Annotated in this window: 23 protein-coding genes; 14 read left to right on the top strand and 9 right to left on the bottom strand. The window is 66.2% G+C overall.

From position 1 onward, the window contains the following. From LO50_RS00185 to phnP, 7 genes are all read left to right on the top strand, one after another. Positions 1 to 570: carbon-phosphorus lyase complex subunit PhnI (locus LO50_RS00185; RefSeq protein ID WP_044313723.1), on the top strand; the 570-nt coding region annotated here is incomplete at its 5' end. Next, the gene (locus tag LO50_RS00180) at positions 567 to 1,436 is read left to right on the top strand and encodes an alpha-D-ribose 1-methylphosphonate 5-phosphate C-P-lyase PhnJ (protein ID WP_044313722.1); all 870 of its coding nucleotides are present in this window, start codon (positions 567 to 569) and stop codon (positions 1,434 to 1,436) included. The genes LO50_RS00185 and LO50_RS00180, both read left to right, overlap by 4 nt. Continuing rightward, positions 1,433 to 2,245 carry a phosphonate C-P lyase system protein PhnK gene (phnK, locus tag LO50_RS00175; RefSeq protein ID WP_044313721.1) on the top strand — a complete coding sequence of 271 codons (813 nt, stop codon included), beginning with the start codon at positions 1,433 to 1,435 and terminating at the stop codon, positions 2,243 to 2,245. Before LO50_RS00180 ends, phnK begins: the two co-directional genes overlap by 4 nt. A gap of 11 nt (positions 2,246 to 2,256) precedes the next feature. Beyond that, positions 2,257 to 2,961 carry a phosphonate C-P lyase system protein PhnL gene (gene phnL, locus LO50_RS00170; RefSeq protein ID WP_044313720.1) on the top strand — a complete coding sequence of 235 codons (705 nt, stop codon included), beginning with the start codon at positions 2,257 to 2,259 and terminating at the stop codon, positions 2,959 to 2,961. After that, positions 2,951 to 4,096 (top strand): alpha-D-ribose 1-methylphosphonate 5-triphosphate diphosphatase, encoded by a 1,146-nt coding sequence (locus LO50_RS00165; protein WP_044313719.1) that lies wholly within the window; start codon positions 2,951 to 2,953, stop codon positions 4,094 to 4,096. The genes phnL and LO50_RS00165 overlap by 11 nt, the downstream gene beginning before the upstream one ends. A gap of 98 nt (positions 4,097 to 4,194) precedes the next feature. Further along, a complete protein-coding gene (gene phnN / locus LO50_RS00160; protein WP_044313718.1) occupies positions 4,195 to 4,749 on the top strand; it encodes a phosphonate metabolism protein/1,5-bisphosphokinase (PRPP-forming) PhnN in 555 nt (184 codons plus the stop codon). Then, the gene (gene phnP, locus LO50_RS00155; protein ID WP_044313717.1) at positions 4,740 to 5,489 is read left to right on the top strand and encodes a phosphonate metabolism protein PhnP; all 750 of its coding nucleotides are present in this window, start codon (positions 4,740 to 4,742) and stop codon (positions 5,487 to 5,489) included. Before phnN ends, phnP begins: the two co-directional genes overlap by 10 nt. A gap of 286 nt (positions 5,490 to 5,775) precedes the next feature. Here the strand turns inward: phnP and LO50_RS00150 are convergent, their stop codons facing one another. Both LO50_RS00150 and LO50_RS00145 read right to left on the bottom strand, forming a co-directional pair. Then, entirely contained in the window at positions 5,776 to 6,018 is a 243-nt protein-coding gene (locus LO50_RS00150; protein ID WP_042925842.1) for a hypothetical protein, read from the bottom strand. Positions 6,019 to 6,089: 71 nt separating this feature from the next. Then, positions 6,090 to 6,518 carry a hypothetical protein gene (locus LO50_RS00145; RefSeq protein ID WP_044313716.1) on the bottom strand — a complete coding sequence of 143 codons (429 nt, stop codon included), beginning with the start codon at positions 6,516 to 6,518 and terminating at the stop codon, positions 6,090 to 6,092. A 352-nt stretch (positions 6,519 to 6,870) separates the two neighbouring features. Here LO50_RS00145 and LO50_RS00140 point away from each other — a divergent pair, with 352 nt between their 5' ends. The 3 genes from LO50_RS00140 (at position 6,871) to LO50_RS00130 (ending at position 10,393) form a co-directional block, all read left to right on the top strand. Continuing rightward, complete coding sequence (locus tag LO50_RS00140) at positions 6,871 to 7,824, top strand: TAXI family TRAP transporter solute-binding subunit (protein ID WP_014818565.1); 954 nt, start codon at positions 6,871 to 6,873, stop codon at positions 7,822 to 7,824. A gap of 137 nt (positions 7,825 to 7,961) precedes the next feature. Next, positions 7,962 to 9,989 (top strand): TRAP transporter permease, encoded by a 2,028-nt coding sequence (locus LO50_RS00135; RefSeq protein WP_044313715.1) that lies wholly within the window; start codon positions 7,962 to 7,964, stop codon positions 9,987 to 9,989. Then, positions 9,986 to 10,393, top strand: coding sequence for a DUF1850 domain-containing protein (locus LO50_RS00130; RefSeq protein WP_044313714.1), 408 nt, complete (start codon positions 9,986 to 9,988; stop codon positions 10,391 to 10,393). The genes LO50_RS00135 and LO50_RS00130 overlap by 4 nt, the downstream gene beginning before the upstream one ends. 984 nt (positions 10,394 to 11,377) lie before the next feature. On the opposite strand, the gene LO50_RS00125 is transcribed toward LO50_RS00130, so the two are convergent. The 3 genes from LO50_RS00125 to LO50_RS00115 all read right to left on the bottom strand — a co-directional run bounded on the left by LO50_RS00125 (position 11,378) and on the right by LO50_RS00115 (position 14,552). Continuing rightward, positions 11,378 to 12,097, bottom strand: coding sequence for a ferritin-like domain-containing protein (locus LO50_RS00125; protein ID WP_044313713.1), 720 nt, complete (start codon positions 12,095 to 12,097; stop codon positions 11,378 to 11,380). Between the two features lie 10 nt (positions 12,098 to 12,107). Beyond that, positions 12,108 to 13,277 carry a hypothetical protein gene (locus LO50_RS00120; RefSeq protein WP_044313712.1) on the bottom strand — a complete coding sequence of 390 codons (1,170 nt, stop codon included), beginning with the start codon at positions 13,275 to 13,277 and terminating at the stop codon, positions 12,108 to 12,110. Positions 13,278 to 13,493: 216 nt separating this feature from the next. Continuing rightward, positions 13,494 to 14,552, bottom strand: a complete 1,059-nt coding sequence (locus LO50_RS00115) for an aminopeptidase (RefSeq protein WP_044313711.1) — start codon at positions 14,550 to 14,552, stop codon at positions 13,494 to 13,496. A 145-nt stretch (positions 14,553 to 14,697) separates the two neighbouring features. On the opposite strand from LO50_RS00115, the gene LO50_RS00110 reads away from it, so the two are divergent. The 4 genes from LO50_RS00110 to LO50_RS00095 all read left to right on the top strand — a co-directional run bounded on the left by LO50_RS00110 (position 14,698) and on the right by LO50_RS00095 (position 18,150). Further along, the gene (locus tag LO50_RS00110) at positions 14,698 to 15,123 is read left to right on the top strand and encodes a PA0061/PA0062 family lipoprotein (protein ID WP_041013853.1); all 426 of its coding nucleotides are present in this window, start codon (positions 14,698 to 14,700) and stop codon (positions 15,121 to 15,123) included. A gap of 93 nt (positions 15,124 to 15,216) precedes the next feature. Then, positions 15,217 to 15,633, top strand: a complete 417-nt coding sequence (locus tag LO50_RS00105) for a PA0061/PA0062 family lipoprotein (protein ID WP_044313710.1) — start codon at positions 15,217 to 15,219, stop codon at positions 15,631 to 15,633. A gap of 40 nt (positions 15,634 to 15,673) precedes the next feature. Then, positions 15,674 to 16,672: an LLM class flavin-dependent oxidoreductase gene (locus LO50_RS00100; protein WP_044313709.1), complete on the top strand. Its 999-nt coding sequence runs from the start codon at positions 15,674 to 15,676 to the stop codon at positions 16,670 to 16,672. A gap of 125 nt (positions 16,673 to 16,797) precedes the next feature. Then, on the top strand, positions 16,798 to 18,150 hold the full coding sequence (locus LO50_RS00095) for a cation:proton antiporter (protein WP_044313708.1): 1,353 nt from the start codon (positions 16,798 to 16,800) through the stop codon (positions 18,148 to 18,150). Positions 18,151 to 18,170: 20 nt separating this feature from the next. Here LO50_RS00095 and LO50_RS00090 read toward each other — a convergent pair whose 3' ends face one another. From LO50_RS00090 to LO50_RS00075, 4 genes are all read right to left on the bottom strand, one after another. Continuing rightward, entirely contained in the window at positions 18,171 to 18,386 is a 216-nt protein-coding gene (locus LO50_RS00090; protein ID WP_014818555.1) for a dodecin, read from the bottom strand. Positions 18,387 to 18,556: 170 nt separating this feature from the next. Further along, positions 18,557 to 18,772: a KTSC domain-containing protein gene (locus tag LO50_RS00085; protein WP_044313707.1), complete on the bottom strand. Its 216-nt coding sequence runs from the start codon at positions 18,770 to 18,772 to the stop codon at positions 18,557 to 18,559. After that, positions 18,769 to 20,574: an ABC transporter ATP-binding protein gene (locus LO50_RS00080; RefSeq protein WP_044313706.1), complete on the bottom strand. Its 1,806-nt coding sequence runs from the start codon at positions 20,572 to 20,574 to the stop codon at positions 18,769 to 18,771. The genes LO50_RS00085 and LO50_RS00080 overlap by 4 nt, the downstream gene beginning before the upstream one ends. Further along, positions 20,571 to 21,725 carry a glycoside hydrolase family 1 protein gene (locus LO50_RS00075; protein WP_044313705.1) on the bottom strand — a complete coding sequence of 385 codons (1,155 nt, stop codon included), beginning with the start codon at positions 21,723 to 21,725 and terminating at the stop codon, positions 20,571 to 20,573. The genes LO50_RS00080 and LO50_RS00075 overlap by 4 nt, the downstream gene beginning before the upstream one ends. Between the last annotated feature and the right edge of the window lie 35 nt (positions 21,726 to 21,760).

Below are 21,760 nucleotides of genomic sequence, written 5' to 3'. Positions count from 1 at the left end.
CGCGAGCCACTGGAGCTGCCCTGCAGCCGCGCCGAACGCCTGCAGGCACTGGCGCGCGGCGACGAGGGCTTCCTGCTGGCGCTGGGTTATTCGACCCAGCGTGGCTACGGCCGCAACCACCCGTTCGCCGGCGAGATCCGCATCGGCACCGCCGAGGTCTGGATCGAGCCGCAGGAGCTGGGCTTTCCGGTCTGCCTCGGCGAGATCGAGCTGACCGAGTGCGAGATGGTCAACCAGTTCGTCGGCGAGAGCGCTGCACAGGCGCAGTTCACCCGCGGCTACGGCCTGGCCTTCGGCTACGCGGAGCGCAAGGCGATGGGCATGGCGCTGGTCGACCGCGCGCTGCGTGCCGGCGAGTACGGCGAGGAGGTGCAGGGACCGGCGCAGCAGGAGGAATTCGTCCTGATGCACTGCGACAACGTCGAGGCGGCCGGCTTCGTCTCGCACCTGAAGCTGCCGCACTACGTCGACTTCCAGTCCGAACTGGAGCTGATCCGCAAGCTGCGCCAGCCGCAGGCCGAGCAGACCGAAGCAGACGCCGAGACGCCTGCGAAGGAGAAACGCGCATGAATGCCCACGCCATTCCCGCCCGCGAGGCGGGCTACAACTTCGCCTACCTCGACGAGCAGACCAAGCGCATGATCCGCCGCACGCTGCTCAAGGCGGTCGCCATCCCCGGCTATCAGGTGCCCTTCGGCGGCCGCGAGATGCCGCTGCCCTATGGCTGGGGCACCGGTGGCATGCAGCTGACCGCGGTCATTCTCGGCGCCGACGACGTGCTCAAGGTGATCGACCAGGGCGCCGACGACACCACCAACGCGGTGTCGATCCGCCGCTTCTTCGCCCGCACCGCCGGGGTCGCCACCACCGAACGCACGCCCGCGGCGACGGTGATCCAGACCCGCCACCGCATCCCGGAAACCCCGCTCGCGGCCGGGCAGATCATGGTCTATCAGGTGCCGATTCCCGAGCCGCTGCGCTTCATCGAGCCGTCGGAAACCGAGACGCGCACCATGCACGCGCTGGGCGACTACGGCGTGATGCACGTGAAGCTCTACGAGGACATCGCCACCTTCGGTCACATCGCCACCAGCTACGCCTACCCGGTGACGGTGGACGGGCGCTACGTGATGGACCCGTCGCCGATTCCCAAATTCGACAACCCCAAGCTGGACCGCAGCCCGGCGCTGATGCTGTTCGGCGCCGGCCGCGAGAAGCGCCTCTACGCGGTGCCGCCGTACACCCGCGTGGTCAGCCTGGATTTCGAGGATCACCCGTTCCAGATCCAGCAGTGGGAACAGTGCTGCGCCATCTGCGGCAGCGGCGATTCCTACCTCGACGAACTGATCGTCGACGACGCCGGCACCAAGCAGTTCGTCTGCTCGGATACCGACTATTGCGCGCAGCGCGCCCAGCAACAGGAGAGCCGCCCATGAGCGCCGCCGAACAACTGCTGCCCGCCGCGGGCGTCGGCACCGAGCCGCTGTTCGCGGTACGCGACCTGACCCGCCTGTACGGCCCGGACAAGGGCTGCCAGGGCGTGTCCTTCGACCTTTACCCCGGCGAGGTGCTGGGCATCGTCGGCGAGTCCGGCTCGGGCAAGTCCACCCTGCTCTCGCTGCTCTGCGGCCGCTGCCCGCCGGATCGCGGCAGCGTGCAGTACCGCGACGGCAGCGGCGACTGGCTCGACCTCTACGCCGCCAGCGAGGCCGAACGGCGCACGCTGCTGCGCACCGAGTGGGGCTTCGTCGAGCAAAACCCGCGCGACGGCCTGCGCATGGGCGTTTCCGCCGGTGCCAACATCGGCGAGCGGCTGATGGCCCAGGGCGTCAGGCATTACGGCCAGCTGCGCGCCGCCGGGCTGGATTGGCTGCAGCAGGTGGAGATCGACCCGGCGCGCATCGACGACCTGCCGCGGACCTTCTCCGGCGGCATGCAGCAGCGTCTGCAGATCGCCCGCAATCTGGTTTCCAGTCCGAAGCTGGTGTTCATGGACGAACCCACCGGTGGCCTCGACGTGTCGGTGCAGGCACGCCTGCTCGACCTCCTGCGCGGGCTGGTGCGCGAGCTGGATCTCGCGGTGGTGATCGTCACTCACGACCTCGCCGTGGCGCGCCTGTTGGCCGACCGGCTGATGGTGATGCGCCGCTCACGGGTGGTGGAGTCCGGCCTGACCGACCAGATTCTCGACGACCCGCAGCATCCCTATACGCAGCTGCTGGTGTCCTCGGTGCTGCAGCCATGAAGGAATCCGCCATGAACACGCTGATCGAGGTCCGCGACCTCGCCAAGACCTTCACCCTGCACCAGCAGCACGGCGTCAGCCTGCAGGTGCTGCGCGGGCTGAGCTTTACCGTCGCCGCCGGCGAATGCCTGGTGCTGCACGGCCAGTCCGGCGCCGGCAAGTCAACCCTGCTGCGCACGCTGTACGGCAACTACCTGCCCGCCGGCGGCAGCATCCGTATCCGCCATGCCGGCGACTGGCTGGAGCTGGTCGGCGCCGAACCACGCCAGGTACTCGCGGTGCGCCGGCAGACGCTGGGCTATGTCAGCCAGTTCCTGCGGGTGATCCCGCGGGTGCCGGCGCTGGAGGTGGTGATGGAGCCGGCGCTGGCGCGCGGCTGGAGCCGTGCCGACGCCGAGGCACGGGCCAGGGCGCTGCTGACCCGGCTGAACATTCCCGAACGGCTCTGGCAGCTGGCCCCCGGCACCTTTTCCGGCGGCGAGCAGCAGCGGGTCAACCTGGCGCGAGGCTTCATGGTGAGCTGGCCGGTAATGCTGCTGGACGAACCCACCGCCTCGCTGGACGAAGCCAATGCCCGCGTGGTGCTGGAACTGATCGACGAGGCCAAGGCCGCCGGCAGCGCGCTGATCGGCATCTTCCACGACCGCGCGATCCGCGAGGCAGTCGCCGACCGTTACCTGGACATGACGCAGGAGGACCTGGCCCATGCCAGCTGAACAGATACTCAGCAACGCCCGGCTGGTACTGGCCGAGCAGGTGATCCACGGCAGCCTGCTGATCCGCGACGGCGTCATCGCCGACATCGCCGCAGGCGCCAGCAGCCTGCCACAGGCGCAGGACCTGGACGGCGCACTGCTGCTGCCGGGGCTGATCGAACTGCACACCGACAACCTGGAAAAGCACATGAGCCCGCGGCCGGGCGTCGACTGGCCGTCCGCCTCGGCGGTGCTGACCCACGATGCGCAGATCGTCGCCGCCGGCATCACCACGGTGTTCGATGCGCTGTCGATCGGCGACATCAACCCCAAGGGCAAGCGCATGCAGCAGCTCGGCGTGATGCTCGAGGCCATCGCCGCGGCCGAGGCGGCCGGGCAGACCCGCGCCGAGCACCGCCTGCACCTGCGCTGCGAAGTCAGCCACCCGCAGTGCCTGGAGCTGTTCCGCGAGCTGGTCGAGCAGCCGCTGGTGCAGCTGGTCTCGGTGATGGACCACGCGCCGGGCCAGCGCCAGTTCGCGCGCATGGAGAAGTACCGCGAGTACTACATGGGCAAGTACCACCTGAGCCCGGCGGAGATGGATCATTTCGTCAGCGAGCAGCTGGCCAACTCGGCGCGGCACAGCGACCAGCAGCGCGCCGCCATCGTCGACATCTGCCGCAGCCGCGAACTGGCGCTGGCCAGCCACGACGATGCGACCCTGGAGCACGTTACCGAATCGGCGGACTACGGCATGGCCATCGCTGAATTCCCGACCACCTTCGAAGCCGCCGAGGCCAGCCATGCGCGTGGCCTGAAGGTACTGATGGGCGCGCCGAACATCGTTCGCGGCGGCTCGCACTCGGGCAACATCGCCGCTGCCGATCTGGCCCGGCGTGGCGTGCTGGACATTCTCTCCAGCGACTACTACCCGGCCAGCCTGCTGCAAGCCGCGCTGGGCCTGGCCGAGCAGGCCAACGGCTACGACCTGCCGCGGGCCATCGCCACCATCAGCCTGGCGCCGGCACGCGCAGCCGGGCTGGATGATCGCGGCGAGATCGCCGTCGGGCTGCGCGCCGATCTGGTCCAGGCGCAGGTGCACAAGGGCCAGCCGGTGATCGGACAGGTCTGGCGCCAGGGCCGGCGGGTGTTCTGATGGCGCATTCCGACAAAGCTGACAAGGCGCCGGCGGGTCGCCCGGCTGGCTCTATACTGCCTGCCTCTGCGCTGGCTTCGATGATCGGGAGTAACCCCATGCAAGGCCGCTTGATCTACCTGACCGGGCCATCCGGTGCCGGCAAGGACAGTCTGCTCGACGCCGCACGCGCAGCGCTTGCCGAGCGTGGCGTGCGCATTGCCCGGCGGGTCATCACTCGCTCGCCGGAGGCTGTCGGCGAAGCCGCGCACTCTGTGAGCACCGAGCAGTTCGAGCGCATGGAGGCCGAGCAGGCCTTCGCCCTCGCCTGGCGCGCCAACGGGCTGGCCTATGGCATCCCCGCCGAAATCGACGCCTGGCTGACGGCCGGTGAGGATGTATTGGTCAACGGCTCGCGTGGTTATCTGCCCGAGGCGCGCAGGCGCTACCCGGATCTGCTGGCGGTGCTGCTGACCGTCGAACAGGACGTGCTGCGCGAGCGCCTGCTGACCCGTGGCCGGGAGACGCCCGAACAGATCGAGGCGCGCCTGGCACGTAATGCGCTGTTCAGCGGCGAGCTGGACGACTACATCCGCCTGGACAATTCCGCCTCGCTGGAGCGCAGCGTCGAGCGCCTGCTGCAGCTGCTCGACGAGCACCGTCAATGCGGCTGACCCTGCTCGGCACCGGCGGCGCCGCGCAGGTGCCGGTGTACAACTGCGCCTGTCCGGCCTGCCGTGCCGCGCAGCTGGACCCGAGTCGCCGCCGCCGTGCCTGCTCGGCGCTGGTGGACTGTGGCGGCCAGCGCTGGCTGCTCGACAGCGGCCTGCCGGACCTCTGCGAGCGCTTCGCCCCGGGCAGCTTCAGCGGCATCCTGCAGACCCATTACCACGCCGATCATGCCCAGGGCTTGCTGCAACTGCGCTGGGGCACCGGGCTGCACATTCCGGTGCTCGGCCCGGACGACGCAGAGGGCCTCGCCGACCTCTACAAACACCCCGGCATCCTCGATTTCAGCGAACCATTCGCCGCCTTCGAACAACGCATGCTCGGCACGCTGCGCGTCACGGCGCTGCCACTGGTGCACTCGAAACCCACCTTCGGTTACCTGCTGGAAGGACACAGCCGCTGCATCGCCTACCTCACCGACACCGTCGGCCTGCCGGACAGCACGCGCGAACTGCTGCAGGACACCGCGCTGGACGTGCTTGTGCTGGACTGCTCGACACCACCGCGCGATACGCCACCGCGTAACCACAACGACCTGACCCGCGCATTGCAGAGCATCGAGGAGCTGCAACCGGCGCAAGCCGTGCTGACCCATATCGGCCACGAGCTGGATACCTGGTTCATGCAGGCGTCACGGCAACTGCCGGACAACGTGTGCCTGGCATACGACGGGATGACGCTCTAGCGCTTAGGAGAGAAACCGGGCTTGCGGCTTCCATCGTCCAGCAGCGGACGAAACACCGAGCCGCCTGCTCGCAACGCGTGGAAAACGCTTCGCGGTTTTCCACCCTACCGATGGCGATAGCGATAGCGATAGCGATGGGATCGTAGGGTGGATAACGCGAAGCTTATCCACCATGGGTCCGTTGCAAGACCAAACGTCGGGCAGGGCCTCCGACGCGTGGAAAACGCTTCGCGGTTTTCCACCCTACGGCCATGAAGCATGGAGCGGATTCCGGGCTGACGTCGGCTCAGCGCCCCGGCTGCGGGCGGAAACCCGGCACGCTGCCCGGGCGTTCGACCCGCGCGGCCGGCATGCTGCAATTGAGGTCACGGAACGGGCGGCCGTCGAGCTTCTGCCAGCCATCGCCCGGCGAGGTCTGGCGGCAGATGATGGTGCCGTCCAGCTTGCTCTGCCATTGGTAATAGGGCGCCGGCGCGGCGCTGGCGGCGATGGGCAGGAACAGACTGAGGGCAAGCAGAAAAATGCGCATGGCGGACTTCGGCGGTGCGATGGCGCCACTCTAACCCTTCGGCTGGCCTTGGCAAGCGCCGTCCGGCGCGCTCAGAACCAGCCCCGCGCCGCCTCGCGCAGGAAGATCTCCACGGTCTTCGGCCCGACGCCCTCGAACGCCAGCAGCCGCTTTTCCACCCCGTCGCGCGTCACACCCAGTTCACGCAGGCGACCCAGCCTGCCGTCGTACTCGGTCAGCAGCTGGTCGCCGAGCTTCAGCAGGCGCGCGGCAGTGGACTCGTCGTAGCGCACGTAGCGCGCCTGGCCGAGCAGCTGGACCAACCGACGCTGGCCACAGTCACGCAGCTTGTGCGGCGTGTCGAGCCGGTTGCGCTCCACCAGTACCCGGTAGGCCTCGGCGGCGATGTCGCGCTGGATGCGCTTGCCGAATAGAAAGCTGGCGACGAACCACTTGAACAGCTCCGCCTCGCCGCGGGTCACGTCGATTCCCAGATCCTCTGCGCCTATTTCTGCAGTCATACCGCCTCCGCGTTCGCTCACTCATTCGAAGGCCGCGACGGACAGGGGTTCGCACTGCAATGAGCGGGTTTCCGCCCACACCCCAACAACAATAGGCGGATTCTTGCCGATGACCCATCCAAGGATGCCGGCAAAGGCCGACCCAGAGCGTCGCGACAGACTGGCACGGCTTCTGCTAATGGCAATGTGCTCGATGCGATTCCAACGACAAGAAGAGCTACCAGCGATATCCATCCTCCGGACTCTCCGGTGTCATCGCCCCTCTGCTTGTTCGTCTGGCGCGTTCCCGAACGCGGCATCGTCTATCGTCAACATGCTGCGTCAACCAATAAAAACGAAACGGAGATCCACCATGAGACTGACCAAACGCCTGGGCCTGCTCGCTGCCGCTGCGGCCTTCACTGCCAGCACCGCGGCCGTCGCTGCGCCGACCTTCATCAACATCCTCACCGGCGGCACCAGCGGTGTGTACTACCCGATCGGCGTGGCCCTGTCGCAGCAGTACAACAAGATCGATGGCGCCAAGACTTCCGTGCAGGCCACCAAGGCTTCGGTGGAAAACCTCAACCTGCTGCAGGCCGGCCGTGGCGAACTGGCCTTCTCCCTGGGTGACTCGGTTGCCGACGCCTGGAACGGTGTCGAGGACGCCGGCTTCAAGGCTCCGCTCAAGCGCCTGCGCGCCATCGCCGGTACCTACAACAACTACATCCAGATCGTTGCCAGCGAAGAGTCCGGCATCAAGACCCTGGAAGACCTCAAGGGCAAGCGCATCTCCGTCGGCGCGCCGAAGTCCGGCACCGAGCTGAACGCCCGCGCGATCTTCAAGGCCGCCGGTCTGGACTACAAGGACATGGGCCGCGTCGAGTTCCTGCCCTACGCCGAGTCGGTCGAGCTGATCAAGAACCGCCAGCTGGACGCCACCCTGCAGTCCTCGGGCCTGGGCATGGCCGCCATCCGCGACCTGGCCAGCACCATGCCGGTAACCTTCGTCGAGATTCCGGCCGCCGTGGTCGAGAAGATCGAGAGCGACGCCTACCAGGCCGGCGTGATTCCGGCCGGCACCTACGACGGTCAGGATGCCGACGTTCCGACCGTGGCCATCACCAACATCCTGGTCAGCCACGAGAAGGTCTCCGATGAAGTGGCCTACCAGATGACCAAACTGATGTTCGACAACCTGTCGTCCCTGGGCAACGCCCACTCCGCCGCCAAGGACATCAAGCTGGAAAACGCCACCAAGAACCTGCCGATTCCGCTGCACCCGGGTGCCGAACGCTTCTACAAGGAAGCCGGGGTTCTCAAGTAACCCAGCGCTGACAGACGGGCGGAGCGGGCCCTGCGGCCTGCTCCAGCCCGCATCCTTGTAGCAGCAGGCTTGCCCGCGTTGCCTCGTTGGCAAGCCTGCTTCTACAGGCCCCACCTTGCAGTGAGAGAGTGATTCCCATGAGCGAAAGCCAAGGGCTGCACGCCAGCCCCAGCGAATGGCCGAGGGCGCTGTTCTACGTCGCCCTGCTGTTCTCCATCTATCAGATCGTCACCGCCGCCTTTCACCCGGTGTCCAGCCAGGTGCTGCGCGCCGGTCACGTCGGCTTCCTGTTGCTGCTGGTGTTCCTCTGCTATCCGGCCCGCGGCAACGGCAAGCCGTTCCAGCCAGTGGCCTGGCTGCTTGGCCTGGCCGGTTTCGCGACCTTTTTCTACCAGTGGTATTTCGAGGCGGACCTGATCCAGCGCTCCGGCGACATGACCACCACCGACATGGTGGTCGGCCTGACGCTGATCGTGCTGGTCTTCGAGGCCGCTCGCCGGGTGATGGGCATCGCCCTGCCGATCATCTGCGGGCTGTTCCTCGCCTACGGCCTGCTCGGCGAATACCTGCCCGGTGATCTCGCCCACCGTGGCTATTACCTGGACCAGATCGTCAACCAGCTGTCGTTCGGCACCGAAGGCCTGTACGGCACGCCGACCTACGTTTCGGCGACCTACATCTTCCTGTTCATCCTGTTCGGCTCGTTCCTCGAGCAGGCGGGGATGATCAAGCTGTTCACCGACTTCGCCATGGGCCTGTTCGGCCACAAGCTCGGCGGCCCGGCCAAGGTGTCGGTGGTGTCCTCGGCATTGATGGGTACCATCACCGGCTCCGGCGTGGCCAACGTGGTCACCACCGGCCAGTTCACCATTCCGCTGATGAAGCGCTTCGGCTATCGCCCGGCCTTCGCCGGCGGCGTCGAGGCCACCTCGTCGATGGGCAGCCAGATCATGCCGCCGGTGATGGGCGCAGTGGCGTTCATCATGGCCGAAACCATCAACGTACCCTTCGTCGAGATCGCCAAGGCCGCGCTGATTCCGGCCCTGCTGTACTTCGGCTCGGTGTTCTGGATGGTCCATCTGGAAGCCAAGCGCGCCGGCCTCAAGGGCCTGCCGAAGGACGAGTGCCCGAGTGCCTGGGCCGCAGTGAAGGAACGCTGGTACCTGCTGATTCCGCTGCTGGTGCTGGTCTGGCTGCTGTTCTCCGGACGCACACCGATGTTCGCCGGCACCATCGGCCTGGCGCTGACGGCGATCGTCATCCTCGGTTCGGCAATCATCCTCAAGGTGTCGTCGTTCGGCCTGCGCATCGCCTTCTGGATAGCCCTCGGCTTACTCTGCGCCGGTTTCTTCCAGCTCGGCATCGGGGTGATCTTCGGCGTCATCGCGGCTCTGGTGGCCGTATGCTGGTTCATCAAGGGCGGTCGCGACACCCTGGTCATCTGCCTGCACGCGCTGGTCGAAGGCGCGCGCCATGCAGTGCCGGTGGGTATCGCCTGCGCCCTGGTCGGGGTGATCATCGGCATCGTTTCGCTGACCGGCGTGGCCTCGACCTTCGCGGGGTACATCCTCGCGGTCGGCGAGAACAACCTGTTCCTTTCGCTCATCCTGACCATGCTGACCTGCCTGGTGCTGGGCATGGGCATCCCGACAATTCCCAACTACATCATCACCAGCTCGATCGCCGCACCCGCGCTGCTCGACCTCGGCGTGCCGCTGATCGTCTCGCACATGTTCGTCTTCTACTTCGGCATCATGGCCGACCTCACCCCGCCGGTGGCGCTGGCCTGCTTCGCCGCCGCGCCGATCGCCAAGGAGAAGGGCCTGAAGATCAGCATGTGGGCCATCCGCATCGCCATCGCAGGTTTCATCGTGCCGTTCATGGCGGTGTACAACCCGGCGCTGATGATGCAGGGCGGGGACTGGGGCGCCACGCTGTACATGCTGTTCAAGGCGGCCTTCGCCATCGGCCTGTGGGGCGCGGTGTTCACCGGCTACCTGCAGCGGCCCATGGCGCTGTGGGAGAAACTGCTGGGCTTCGTAGCCGGCGCCGCGATGATCCTCGCCACACCGATGAGTGACGAGGTCGGCTTCGCCCTCGGCGTGATCTTCCTCGCTCAGCACATCTGGCGCGCCCGCCGCGCCGAGCGTCTGGCGGCCGCATGATCGGTCTGTGCCTGGGGCTGGCAGGCGTGGTGTGGGCCGAAGTGCCCGCCCCCGCCTTCACCCTGGCGTGGAACCACACGATCGAGAAGATCCGCTGGGAAGAGGATTACCGCGTGACGCCGGACGGGCTGCTGCTCGGCGAAGCGCGGGTCAAGGGTTCTGGTGCCGGGATGGAAATCCCGGATGACGCCGAACTGCGCGACGGGGCCTGGCACTACCAGCGCCAGATGCCTGCGTTGCCACTCCTGCGCCTGGGGCGAACCCCCGAGGCAGGGGATTACCAACTGTGTTTCGACCAGCGTTGCCACGCGATGAGCGAATGGCTAGGCCCGCCACAAGCGGACCAGCCGGCGCTGGAAGTCTGGGGCTGTACCGTGCAAGCGGCGAGTGTCGGGAACGATTGACCGGCTGGCCGGTGATCGTTGGAGAGGGGTGTTCGCGCAGGCGGCACCCCTTTTTCTTTGGTCCTTCGATTGGTTCGAGGAAGTAACTGCAGCGATGGCTGGACTGGATGGATGCACGCTCAGATCGCATAACCATTTCCGAGCTGCTTGGAAGCTTAGTTTCGCCCTGCTGGGCGACCCACTTTTTCCAGTCGCGGAAAAAGTAGGCAAAAACGCTTGCCCCTCCATGCGGGTCTCGCTGCGCTCGACTTCCCTCATTCCATCGCCGCTCCAGGGGCCGGCGTACAAGGGCCATCCATGGCCCTTTATCGCGGGGACGCCTAGTCCTCTCGCGGCATCCATGCCGCTCACTCCCCTACGCAACGATTGCACTCGGCCTCCTGAAAGGGGCGAATGGTGTCGCCTGATGACTTGTGCGCAATAAAGCAAAGCAGATGATCGTACCGACTGTGCTGTGCGGGCGCGCCGTAGGGATTTTTCATGCCCGCAATGGAGAGCGCGAGGGTAAGCCCACGCGCAGAACTTGGAGCTTTGAAGCCATCAGCAACCGCCTAAACGCCGAACATCTGTTCTGTTTGTACGATCCACCAGGCGACTCCAAACGCCCCTTCAGGAGGGTGAACGAAGCCGTCGTGGAGAGGGGCGAGCCGCAGGGATGCGGCGAGAGCCGTATAGGGCCATGGATGGCCCTTGTACGGCGACCCTCGGAGCGGCGGCGTAGTGAACGAACCCGGAGCGAAGCGCAGGGCCGGATGCAGGGGCAAAGCGTTTTTGGTTACTTTTTCGGCGTCTGGAAAAAGTGACTCGCCCAGCAGGGCGAAACCAGCCTTTCAGGCAGCTCGCCAAGCGCCATGAAGCAAAAGCCTGCCAGCCCGCCGTCACAAGATCCGCCGTCACAAGACAACAAGGCAGCCATTCCCCGCCCATAAAAAAGACGCACATCCCTTTCGGTGGTGTGCGCCAAAGCGTCCCGCTCGCACGCTGTTACTTGGTCTGCATGATCAGATCCCGACGCATCAGCGTCTTGATCTTCACCAGATGGTCGTCTTCCTGAGTCTTGGCATGAACGAAGCTGTCCGCAATGTTCGGATGACCGGCCGCCTGCGCCAGTTCGATCAGCAGTTCCCAGGCGGCGTTGTCAGCCAGCTCGGCCGTCAGCAGTGCGTTCATGCACTGCGCGACGTTGGTCCGCGGATCGGTCAGCACCTGCATGATGCCCATCGCCATGACCCCGGCGACATCCGCGCTGGGCGTCTGCGCGGTGGGGTCGGCGCCGAGTTTTTCCATCGCCGCATGCACCAGCATCATGTGCTCGAACTCTTCGTCGCGGATGTGCTGCAGCACGCCCACCAGGTCGTTGCCCGAGTCCAGGTTGCGCGCCTTGGCGATCATCGCCTCGTACAGGCGCACGCCGTTGCGTTCGAAGGCCAGGCGCTCGCCGAGCTTGTCGATGAACACCTCGGGGCTCTTGCCCTTCATCATGTCGAAGCTGGTCTTGAGCATGCCCTTGGCCGAGCCAGGCACCGGCACGGAGCCGATGCGGTCGGCCTCTTCGCTGCGTTCGGCACGCTCGACGAGCATGCCGCGCTCATCACCCGGCACGTCCGGGTGGATGTCGTTGACGGCATCGAGCAGGCGCTTGGTGTCCTTCGGGGACATCTGCACGCCGGTGTAATTGGTACCTACTTTCGCTGCAGTAGCCATGTTCGTCTCCTCAGGAAGCCTTGCGCATCAGTTCGCCACCCGGCGCCCACTGGTAACCCGCCGAGACGATGTCCGAGGCGAGCCCTTCCGAGGCGAGGTGGTTGCGGTAATCGAGCGAGGACTGCGGCTCCTTGGCCTTGTCCACATAGACCGGGCCGGCAGTGCGCAGGTTGACCTCGGCGGCCAGCACCTGGCGGACGAAATCGCGCTGGCTCTTGAACTCGACCATCTTCGGCAGCGGGCCGGCGAGAATCTCGGCCGGGTCGCGGCGCTCGAGCTTCTTGAACCATTCGCAGGCGACGTTGAGGTGGCCCAGCTCGTAGTCGAGGAAGCGCTCCCACATGGCCTTGATCCGCGGGTTGGTCTCCTGCTCGGCGCAGCTGGCATACATGTAGACCTCCATCGCCTCGTGCACCAGCCACTTCTCGATATGGCTTTCGCTGGGATCGGAGAGCGAGCCGTACTGGGTCACGTGCTGTTCTTCCACCGAGGCGATCTCGGCATACAGCTGGCGCGCCAGCGGGTCGGCGAACAGCGGGCCGATGTTCATGTAGTAGTCGTGGGTCTGGTATTCCGCGCCGGTGATCAGCGCCGCGTGGATCTTGGTGATCAGCGCCGCGCTGTCCTTCTCGTAGTTGTCGCGGATATCGTTCTCCGGGTGCCGGTGGTGCTCGGACGTCTTGCGGCCGGGAACGATGTCGGTATAGCCCTGCAGGATGTTGTTGGCATCCTTGCCCTCGAGGCGATCGAGCATCGCCGAGTAGCGGTACAGGTGGTCGAAGTCCTCCAGCAAGCCGAAGCGATAGGTCTGCGCCTGGTAGGGGTCGGGCTCGTTCTGCGCCACGGCCGCGGTCACCTCGATGGCGACCTGCTCGTAGGCGACGGTGGTTTCCAGTGGCGAGTGGTCGGCGCCGATCAGCCAGTTGATCATGGTCGCCTGGTGCTGCTCGGTACGCCGGATCTGCGCCAGCGGCAGGCGCAGTTCCTTGTTGAAGCGGGCGATGCCGTGGCTCAGGCGCAGGGCGTCGGTCTCGACCCCGTTCATGAGGATGATGCGGACACGGGTAAAGGCATCGTCATCAAGCTTGCTGATCGGCTTGCCGGCCATTTCCTTCCATGTGAATTTCTGCTTCTCCAGTGGCGTGCCTTTGTTATCGAAAATTCCGGAAATGGTCTCCATGGAGCCTCCGTTGTTATGCGTGGATATCAGGCATAGGTGGATCGCCGCCGTATGAATCGGCGACCTAGTAAAGAGGACCGGAGAGCTGGAGAAAGGATTCGCACCGTTCAGCGGACAGGGGTATCGCGGCCGATGAACGGCAGATCGGAGATTTTCGACGCAAGAGCCATTACCGCGGGTAATGCCCACGGCAACAGGGCGCGCCGTTTCGCTTGTTCAGTCAGCCAGTTTCGAAAGCCTGGCTTCCCGCTCGTCGGCAGGCAGTTCCGTTAGCGCCGCAACCGCCTGGTGAAAGCACGCCCAGTCCCGCTCGCATCGCTCGAACAGAGCAGCAAAGGCCGGTACCCAGCGGTCATACAGGCCGAACGGCAACAGCGTGGCGTTGTTCAGTGGCTGGGTGAACCAGCGATCGAAGCGCGCATCGCCGTTCCACTGGCTGTCGCGCAGATGTCGATAGCGCTGACGCAGCGTCGCGAACTCGGCCTGCTTCAGCGCGCGCAACTCGGTTGTCGAGCGACCCGAGGCATACAGCTGGTCCAGCCGCTGGCGGGTATCGAGTAGCAGCTCAACCAGTTGCCGATAACGCACCCGCGCCTGTTCATCCCGCTGCGGCAGGTCGCGATGGGCACGCCACTGGCGCAGGCCCTCGCGCTCGACAAAGGTGGCGTAGGACTCGTTGAAGGCGGTGTCGCCGGGCAGATACAGCTGCTGATGAGCCAGTTCGTGGAAGATCAGCGCCGCCAGCTGCTCGTCGTTGCGGCGCAGCATGGAGCTGAGCAGCGGATCGGCGAACCAGCCCAGCGTGGAATAGGCCTCGACACCCGCCACATGGGTATCCAGCCCGCTCAGCCGCAGCCGCGCCGCCTCGCCGCGGGCGGCACCCTGGCGGAAGTAGCCGCGATAAGCCACGCAGCCAGCGATGGGAAAGCAGTGCTCCAGCGGCTTGACCGAGAACTCCTCGGTGGCGAACAGATTCCACACCACATAGGGCCGACCGAGTTCGGCGTAGAGCCGATAGCTATCGTTGTCCGGCAACTCCAGCGCCTGGCTGGCGAAGCGACGCGCCTGCAACACCTCGCCCAGCCGTTGGCGCAACGCCGCATCGCGCGATTCATCGACGATCAGCGCCTCGATGGGTTCGCGCTGGCGCAGCAACTCCAGCTGGCCAGCGGCGAGCTGGCCGTAATAACTGCAACCATTCAGACAGACGGCAAGCAGCAGGGGAACCCAGTGCAGCTTGCGACTGTCGATGGAGGCGGCGTTGGGCTTGGGCATCGGGTGTACCGCTCAGTGGTCGGGCTGGCGCCGGCGCGCGTAGCGCACCCTACAAAGGCCGTGCTGCCGATTGCAACCTGCGGCAGCCCATGACGTCCTCAATCGAACCCTTGCCGGCCACTGATTACCGGCTGGAGCCTTGTACATGCGCGGTTTCCTTCTCGTCACCCTGCTCGCCAACCTGGCCGGCTGCTCCATGTGGATGCCCAAGCCCGATCCCGAGCAGGCCTGGGTCGAGCTCAACCCGAACGGCGAGACCCAGCTGCAGGCGGTCGCCGTGGACGGCAAGACGCTGGAGGACGATCGCTATTTCCAGGTCCCGCCCGGCAGCCGCAAGCTGGAGATGCGCTACCGCTTCGAGGTCAATGGCGCCAACGTCGGCCCCGGCAGCAACCCGCTGCCTCGCGACTGCAAGCTGACCCTGGAATACGACAAGTTCACTGCCGGCGCGCGCTATCGCCTGGTGGCCGGCGGCTATGGCTTCCGTCCCTGGGCCAAGCTCTACGACCAGCACCAGTACGTGCTGGCCCGCGCCGAGGAAAAGGGCTGCGGCGACCTCGCCGGCCGCTGAGTCCGCGTTGAAATGCGCCGTCATCTGGCGCACCCTCGGCAGCATCGGTGAGGCGCAGCGCGTCTCACCCCGCCATTCGCCGAGGATCCAGCCATGCGTCGCGCACTCCCCCTCGTCCTGCCCGCCCTTCTCGCCCTCGCCAGCTGTGCCGGGCCATTGCCGCAACCCGACCCGAACATGGCCTGGGTCGACATGACCGCGCAGCCCAGCGATATCTTCATGTCCGACCAGCTGGACGGCAAACGCACCCCCGACGGCCGTTATTTCCAGGTCCCGCCGGGTGCCCATGAACTTGAAGCGCGCTACGAATTCGAAGTGACAGGGGGCGACTTCGGCCTGTTCGGCGAAACCCACACCATTCGCTGCACCCTGGTGATCCGCTACGACGACTTCCAACCTGGCCAGCGCTACCTGTTCCAGGCCCGCTCGCTGGGTTTCACCCCGCAAGGCTGGTTGCGCGACGAACAGCGCAACGTACTGGTCGAGGCCGAGGCCGAGCATTGCCACTGAGCCCGCTCGCACCCGACCGCCTTACGTCATGAGGTAAACGATGTCCCGCATTGCAAACACCCGCTTCTCCGCGCTCGACCTGGCGCCGATCCGCGACGACGGCACGCCGGCCCAGGCGCTGCACAATGCCCTGGCCCTGGCGCGCCATGTCGAGGGGCTTGGCTTTCAGCGCTTCTGGGTGGCCGAGCACCACAACATGGACGGCATCGCCAGCGCCGCCACCGCGGTGCTGCTCGGCTACCTGGCCGCCAACACCACGCGCATCCGCCTCGGCGCCGGTGGGGTGATGCTGCCGAATCACGCGCCGCTGGTGATCGCCGAGCAGTTCGGCACGCTGGAAGCGCTCTACCCGGGCCGCATCGACCTCGGTCTCGGTCGCGCGCCCGGCGCCGATCAGTTCACCGCCCATGCGCTGCGCCGCGACCGCATGGGCAGCGCCGACGACTTCCCACAGGACGTCGAGGAGCTGGAGCTGCTGCTCGGTCCGCGACAGCCCAACCAGCGTGTCATCGCCATGCCCGGCGTCGACAGCAACATACCGATCTGGCTGCTCGGCTCCAGCCTGTTCAGCGCCCAGCTGGCCGCGGCCAAGGGCCTGCCCTACGCCTTCGCCTCGCACTTCGCGCCGCGCTACATGCACCAGGCGATCAAGCTCTACCGAGACAACTTCAAGCCTTCGGCGGTGCTCGACAAGCCCTACGTGATGCTCGGCGTACCACTGATCGCCGCCGACAGCGACGAGCACGCCGAGTACCTGGTAACCAGCGTCTACCAGCGCATCCTCTCGCTGATCCGCGGCCAGAGCCTGGTCCTGCGCCCGCCGGTGCAGAGCATGCAGGGCCTGTGGCTGCCGCATGAGCAGCAGGCGGTGGGCGACTTCCTCGGCCTGGCGCTGATCGGCGGTCCGGAAAAGGTTCGCGCGCGTCTCGACGTACTGCTCGAGCAAACCCAGGCCGACGAGCTGATCTTCACCTGCGACCTCTACGAAACCGCCGACCGCCATCGCGCCTTCGAGATCGTCGCCGAGCTGCGCCAGTAGAAAGCCGGTCGCTGCCCTGACCGGCGGCGGCCTACCTCGGCCCTGTCGGCGAACCCTGCCGCCGGCCACCGTTCCAATGGCACACACCCCTGGGCGCAACACCGCGCCACGCCATCGGAACACGCATGAATTTTCTCGAATGGATGGCCGTGCTCGGCGTCCTGCTGCTGATCCTCGCCCTCGCTTCGGCCTTCCTGCGCTGGCTGCCAATCACCACGTCCCTGATCTACCTCGGTTTCGGCGTACTCATCGGCCAGCTCGGCATCGGCCTGTGGGAGATGGAATTCCTGCATATCGCCGGCTGGATGGAACACCTCACCGAAGTCGCCGTGCTGGTGTCGCTGTTCGTCAGCGGCCTAAAGCTGCGCATGCCGCTACGGCATCCGGCATGGAAGAGCGCCTATGTACTGGCCGGGCCGGTGATGCTCGCCTGCATCGGTGGCGTCACCTTGCTCTGCCACTACGTGTTCGGCCTGAGCTGGGGTGTCGCGGTGCTGATCGGGGCGATTCTGGCGCCCACCGATCCGGTGCTGGCGAGCCTGGTGCAGGTCAACGATGCCCGCGACAGCGACCGTCTGCGCTACGGCCTGTCCGGCGAGGCGGGCTTCAACGACGGCACCGCGTTTCCCTTCGTGGTGTTCGGTCTGATGCTCATCGCCCAGGGCCAGCTGGAGGCCGACTGGGTCGGCGAGTGGGCGCTGCACAGGCTGCTGTGGGCGGTGCCGGCGGGGCTGCTGATCGGCTTTCTGCTGGGCAAGCTGGTCGGCCGCGTGGCCATCTACCTGCGCGCACGCCACACCGATACCGCCATGTCACCCAACGACTCGCTGGCCCTGGCGCTGATCGCCCTGGCCTACGTCGGCGCCGAACTGGCTGGTGCCTGGGGCTTTCTCGCGGTGTTCGCCGCGGGCCTCGGTCTGCGTCACGCGGAAATCGCTGCTGCCGATGATTCGGCCACACCGTCCGAAGAGCTGATCAACGACGCCGTGCCGCATCTTGCCGAAGGGCGTCTAGCGCCGCGCGCGCTGTCACTGGATGACCGACAGCTCGGACAACCGCGGGTCGCCGCGGGCGTGCTGATGGGTGATGTGCTGGCGTTTGGCGGACAACTGGAGCGCAGCCTGGAAGTGCTGCTGGTGACCATGCTCGGCGTGCTGGTCTCGGTGCACTGGGACTGGCGTGCGGTGCCGCTCGGCCTGGCGCTGTTCCTGCTGATTCGGCCGCTGAGCGTGTTGCTGCTGATGCCGCGGCGCTACCTCGACCGCGGTCAGTGCCTGACGGCGGGCTGGTTTGGCATACGAGGCATCGGCAGCCTGTATTACCTGAGCTACGCGGTGACCCACGGCCTGCTGCCGGACGAAGCGCAGACCATCATCGGCCTGGTGTTATCGGTGGTAGCGCTGAGCATCGTGCTGCACGGGCTCAGCACCCAGCCTTTGCTGCGTCGCTACGAACGCAGCCGCGGCGCCGCCGACTGACCGGCGGCCGCGCGTGGCGATCAGCTGTTCTCGAGGCGGAAGCCGACCTTCATGGTCACCTGGAAGTGACCGACCTTGCCGTTCTCGACGTGGCCGCGAATCTCGCCGACCTCGAACCACTCGACGTTCTGCAGCTTGCTGCTGGCTTCGGCGATGCCGTTCTGAATCGCTTCGTCGACGCTGTTGCGCGAAGAGCCGACGATTTCAATCTTCTTGTACGTGTGATGATCCGACATAGAACTTTCCCCTTCTGGTCTGAAGAGCCTCCGCTCGGTAATGACGCTTCCTGTTGATTGAGGCCCGCAGAGCGGCCCGGAAGTTCAGCGGAGCGGTCGATCCGCCGATGGCGGGCGGCGAATCACCCTAGTGGATAACGCGCTGCTTATCCACGCGGTTCCCGGCACGATCACTCCACGCGCCGATAGCGGTAATGCTGCGGCTTGAACACCTGATTGAAATGCCGCCCCAGCGAGTCGGCTTCGAGCAAGGCCTGCACCGCATCGGGCGGGACCTCTTCATAGCGGTACAGCGCGCCGCTGCTGAATTCCACTTCCAGCACTTGCTGCTCCGGGTCGTAGCCAAGCGAGCGCAGGCTGCGCGAGGTCACCGCTGCGCGTTTCATGCGCTGGGATCGGCTTGCTGGGCGAAGCCGTCGGCCTGCATGCGCCACAGCGCATCAAACTCACCGCCGCGGCGGCGCAGCTCCTGCGGTCGGCCGTCTTCGACGATGCGGCCGTCACGCAGCACGATGATGCGGTCGAAGCTCGCCAGCGTGGACAAGCGGTGCGCCACCGCGACCACGGTGCGGTTGTGCACCAGCAGGTTGAGTGCCGCCTGGATCTCGCCCTCGGACTGGGTATCCAGCGCCGAGGTCGCCTCGTCGAGAATCAGGATCGGTGCGTCCTTGAGGAATGCGCGGGCAATGCCCAGGCGCTGGCGCTGGCCACCGGAGAGCATCACCCCGCGCTCGCCGACCAGGGTGTCGTAACCCTGCGGCAGTTCGCGGATGAAGCCATCACAGAAGGCACTGCGCGCCGCCGCGACCACCTCCTCGTCGCTCGCATCCGGACGCCCGTAGCGGATGTTCTCGCGGATGCTGCGGTTGAACAGCGCGGTTTCCTGCGGCACCACGGCGATCTTCTCGCGCAGGCTGTCCTGGCTGACGCTGCGGATGTCCTGGCCGTCGATGAGAATGCGGCCGCTCTGCACATCGTCGAGGCGTTGGATCAGGTTGATCAGGGTCGACTTGCCGGCCCCGGACGAGCCCACCACACCGACCTTCTGCCCAGCCGGAATGTGCAGGTCCAAGCCCTCGAACACGGCGCCGCGGTCCGGGTAGCTGAAGCTGATGCGTTCGAAGGTGATATCGCCTTCGGCCAGCATTAGCTGGTTGTCGGTGTCATCGAGACCGTGGGGCTGGACGATGATGCGCAGGGTGTCGTCGATGGCACCGATCTGCTGCGTGGCGTCCACCAGCGCCAGTGCCAGATCCCGCGAGCCATGCAGGATGCGAAAGGTCAGCGCGCTGACCAGCACCACGTCGCCGGCGGTCACCGTGCCGGCGATCCACAGCTTGATCGCCCACACCAGCATGCCGCCAGCCATCACCGACAGGCAGATGTCGTGCATCACCCGGGCCTTTTCCAAGTACATCCAGCTGCGCCGCTGGGCACGGGCCTCGAAGCCGATCTCATGGGCCAGGCGTTCGGCCTCGCGGTCGCGGGCGGAAAAGGCCTTGATCGTCCAGACGTTGGAGACCGCGTCCACCAGCTCGCCGCCGACCCGCGCCGATTGCGCGGCGAAACGCTGATGCTTGGCACGGCCGCGGATACCGAAGCCGGTGATCAGCGCGGCGACAATGGCGACGAAGATGATCAGCGCCACGGCCATGCGCACGTCCACCGTGAGCAACACCACCACGGCGCCGAGAAAGTCGACGATCGGCGGCACGATCTTCCAGGCCAGCCCGCCGTAGATGGCGCCAGCCGCCTGGCCAACGGCAGAGATGCGATTACCCAGCGAGCCGGCGAAATGCTCGGTGAAATAACGCATCGGGTGGCCGGTCAGGTGCTTGAACAGGTCGACGCGGATGTCCACCACGCTGGCCACCACGGTGCGACAACCGAGCCAGCCGCCGAGGCGCCAGAACACGTTCTCGGTGACAATCAGGCCGATGAACAGCCCCAACGGCCACCAGACGTTGGCCGACGCGCGATCCGCCGTGCCCTGCGCCATGGCGTCGACCAGCAGCTTCATGCCGTACTGCACCGCCACCGCGCAGCTGGCCGCGCCGATGATCAGCGCCAGCAGCCCGCCGAAATGCCAGGGCCGCGCACAGATGTAGTGCCAGAGGAAAGCGACCGGGCGGCTGGGTAGCGGCAGCTCGCCGGGCTTGGCCCGAGGCACGGCGGCCCCCTGGTTCACGGCGTGGCTTCGGCGAATTGCGGGGCCGGGCTGGAGTGGCTGAACCGCATCTGCTGCAGCCGCAGCTCGTCGGCCAGGCCCTCGTGCACGCAGCGCTTGCCGTTCTCGTCAGGAAAGCCGAGTAGCCCGACCGGGCAGTGCCGTTCGTCGGTCCAGCCCGGATAGTCGAGCACGGGATACAGGCAGATGCCTTCCACCGGCACCCCGGCTTGCATGGCCAGGCCGGCCTGCTCGCTGACATAACGCAACCAGTCGCCGCGCACGTCGCCTTCGGCGCCGGTTTCGGCAATCAGCAACGGCCTCCCATAACGCTGATGGATTTCCCGCAGGATGCCCTTGAATGGTCGGTAATCCGGGTTGTCGCGCTCGATGGTACGGCCATCACCGTGGTACCACTGGTTGTTCGAGTAGTAGTTGATGCCGAGCACGTCGAGGTACTCCGGCGCGCCGCCAAGCCCCGGCCATTGCTCGCCGCAGAGCATGTCCCAGGCCTCGAACTGCGACTGGCGGAAGCGCTCGGCGTCGCGCTGGGGGCCGGGCCGGTCGTTGCCCGCGACCACATGGATGGCCGGATCGACCTGGACGAAACGCGCCCGCGGCTCGACCGCGCGGATCGCCTGCATCGCGGCGATGGTGGCGCGCACCAGTTGGTGCTTGAGCTCGAAGCCACGGCCGCGGGCCATGGGATTGAAATAGGCCTCGTCGCCACCGGCCCAGGCCCAGAAGGAGATTTCGTTGAGCGGCGCATAGAACGGTACCTCGCCGGTCTCGTCCTTGATCAGCTGCGCCGCCGCCGCGGCATAGCGGGCGAAGCGCTCGACGAACTGCGGCCGCCAGATGTCGATGTCGTCCGGCCAGCCGTAATGGCACAGATCCCAGATCACCTGGGTACCCTGGCGCTGCGCCGCCTGCAGCATGGGCAGGAAGCTCGACCAGTCATATTGCCCCGGCTGGCGCTCGATCAGGTGCCAGCGCAGACCGTCGCGCACGCTGTGCAGGCCGTGGCGGTGCAGCTCGGCATAGTCGTGCGCGGCCCAACGGTCGTGCCCGGTCGCGGCAATCAGATCGAGACGTCGGCCGTCGCTGCGCCGGTGGTTCGAACACTCGAAACCACCAAGGAAGAAACTCTTGAACAGGGAGGGGTGGTGCATCGTCTACCTCATGGATGACTCGGTGGCTGCCCGCG

Source organism: Stutzerimonas stutzeri (assembly GCF_000935215.1).
In the GTDB taxonomy this organism is placed as follows: domain Bacteria; phylum Pseudomonadota; class Gammaproteobacteria; order Pseudomonadales; family Pseudomonadaceae; genus Stutzerimonas.
The sequence above is the reverse complement of the archived record's forward strand: the minus strand, read 5'-3'. Positions and strand labels throughout refer to the sequence as shown.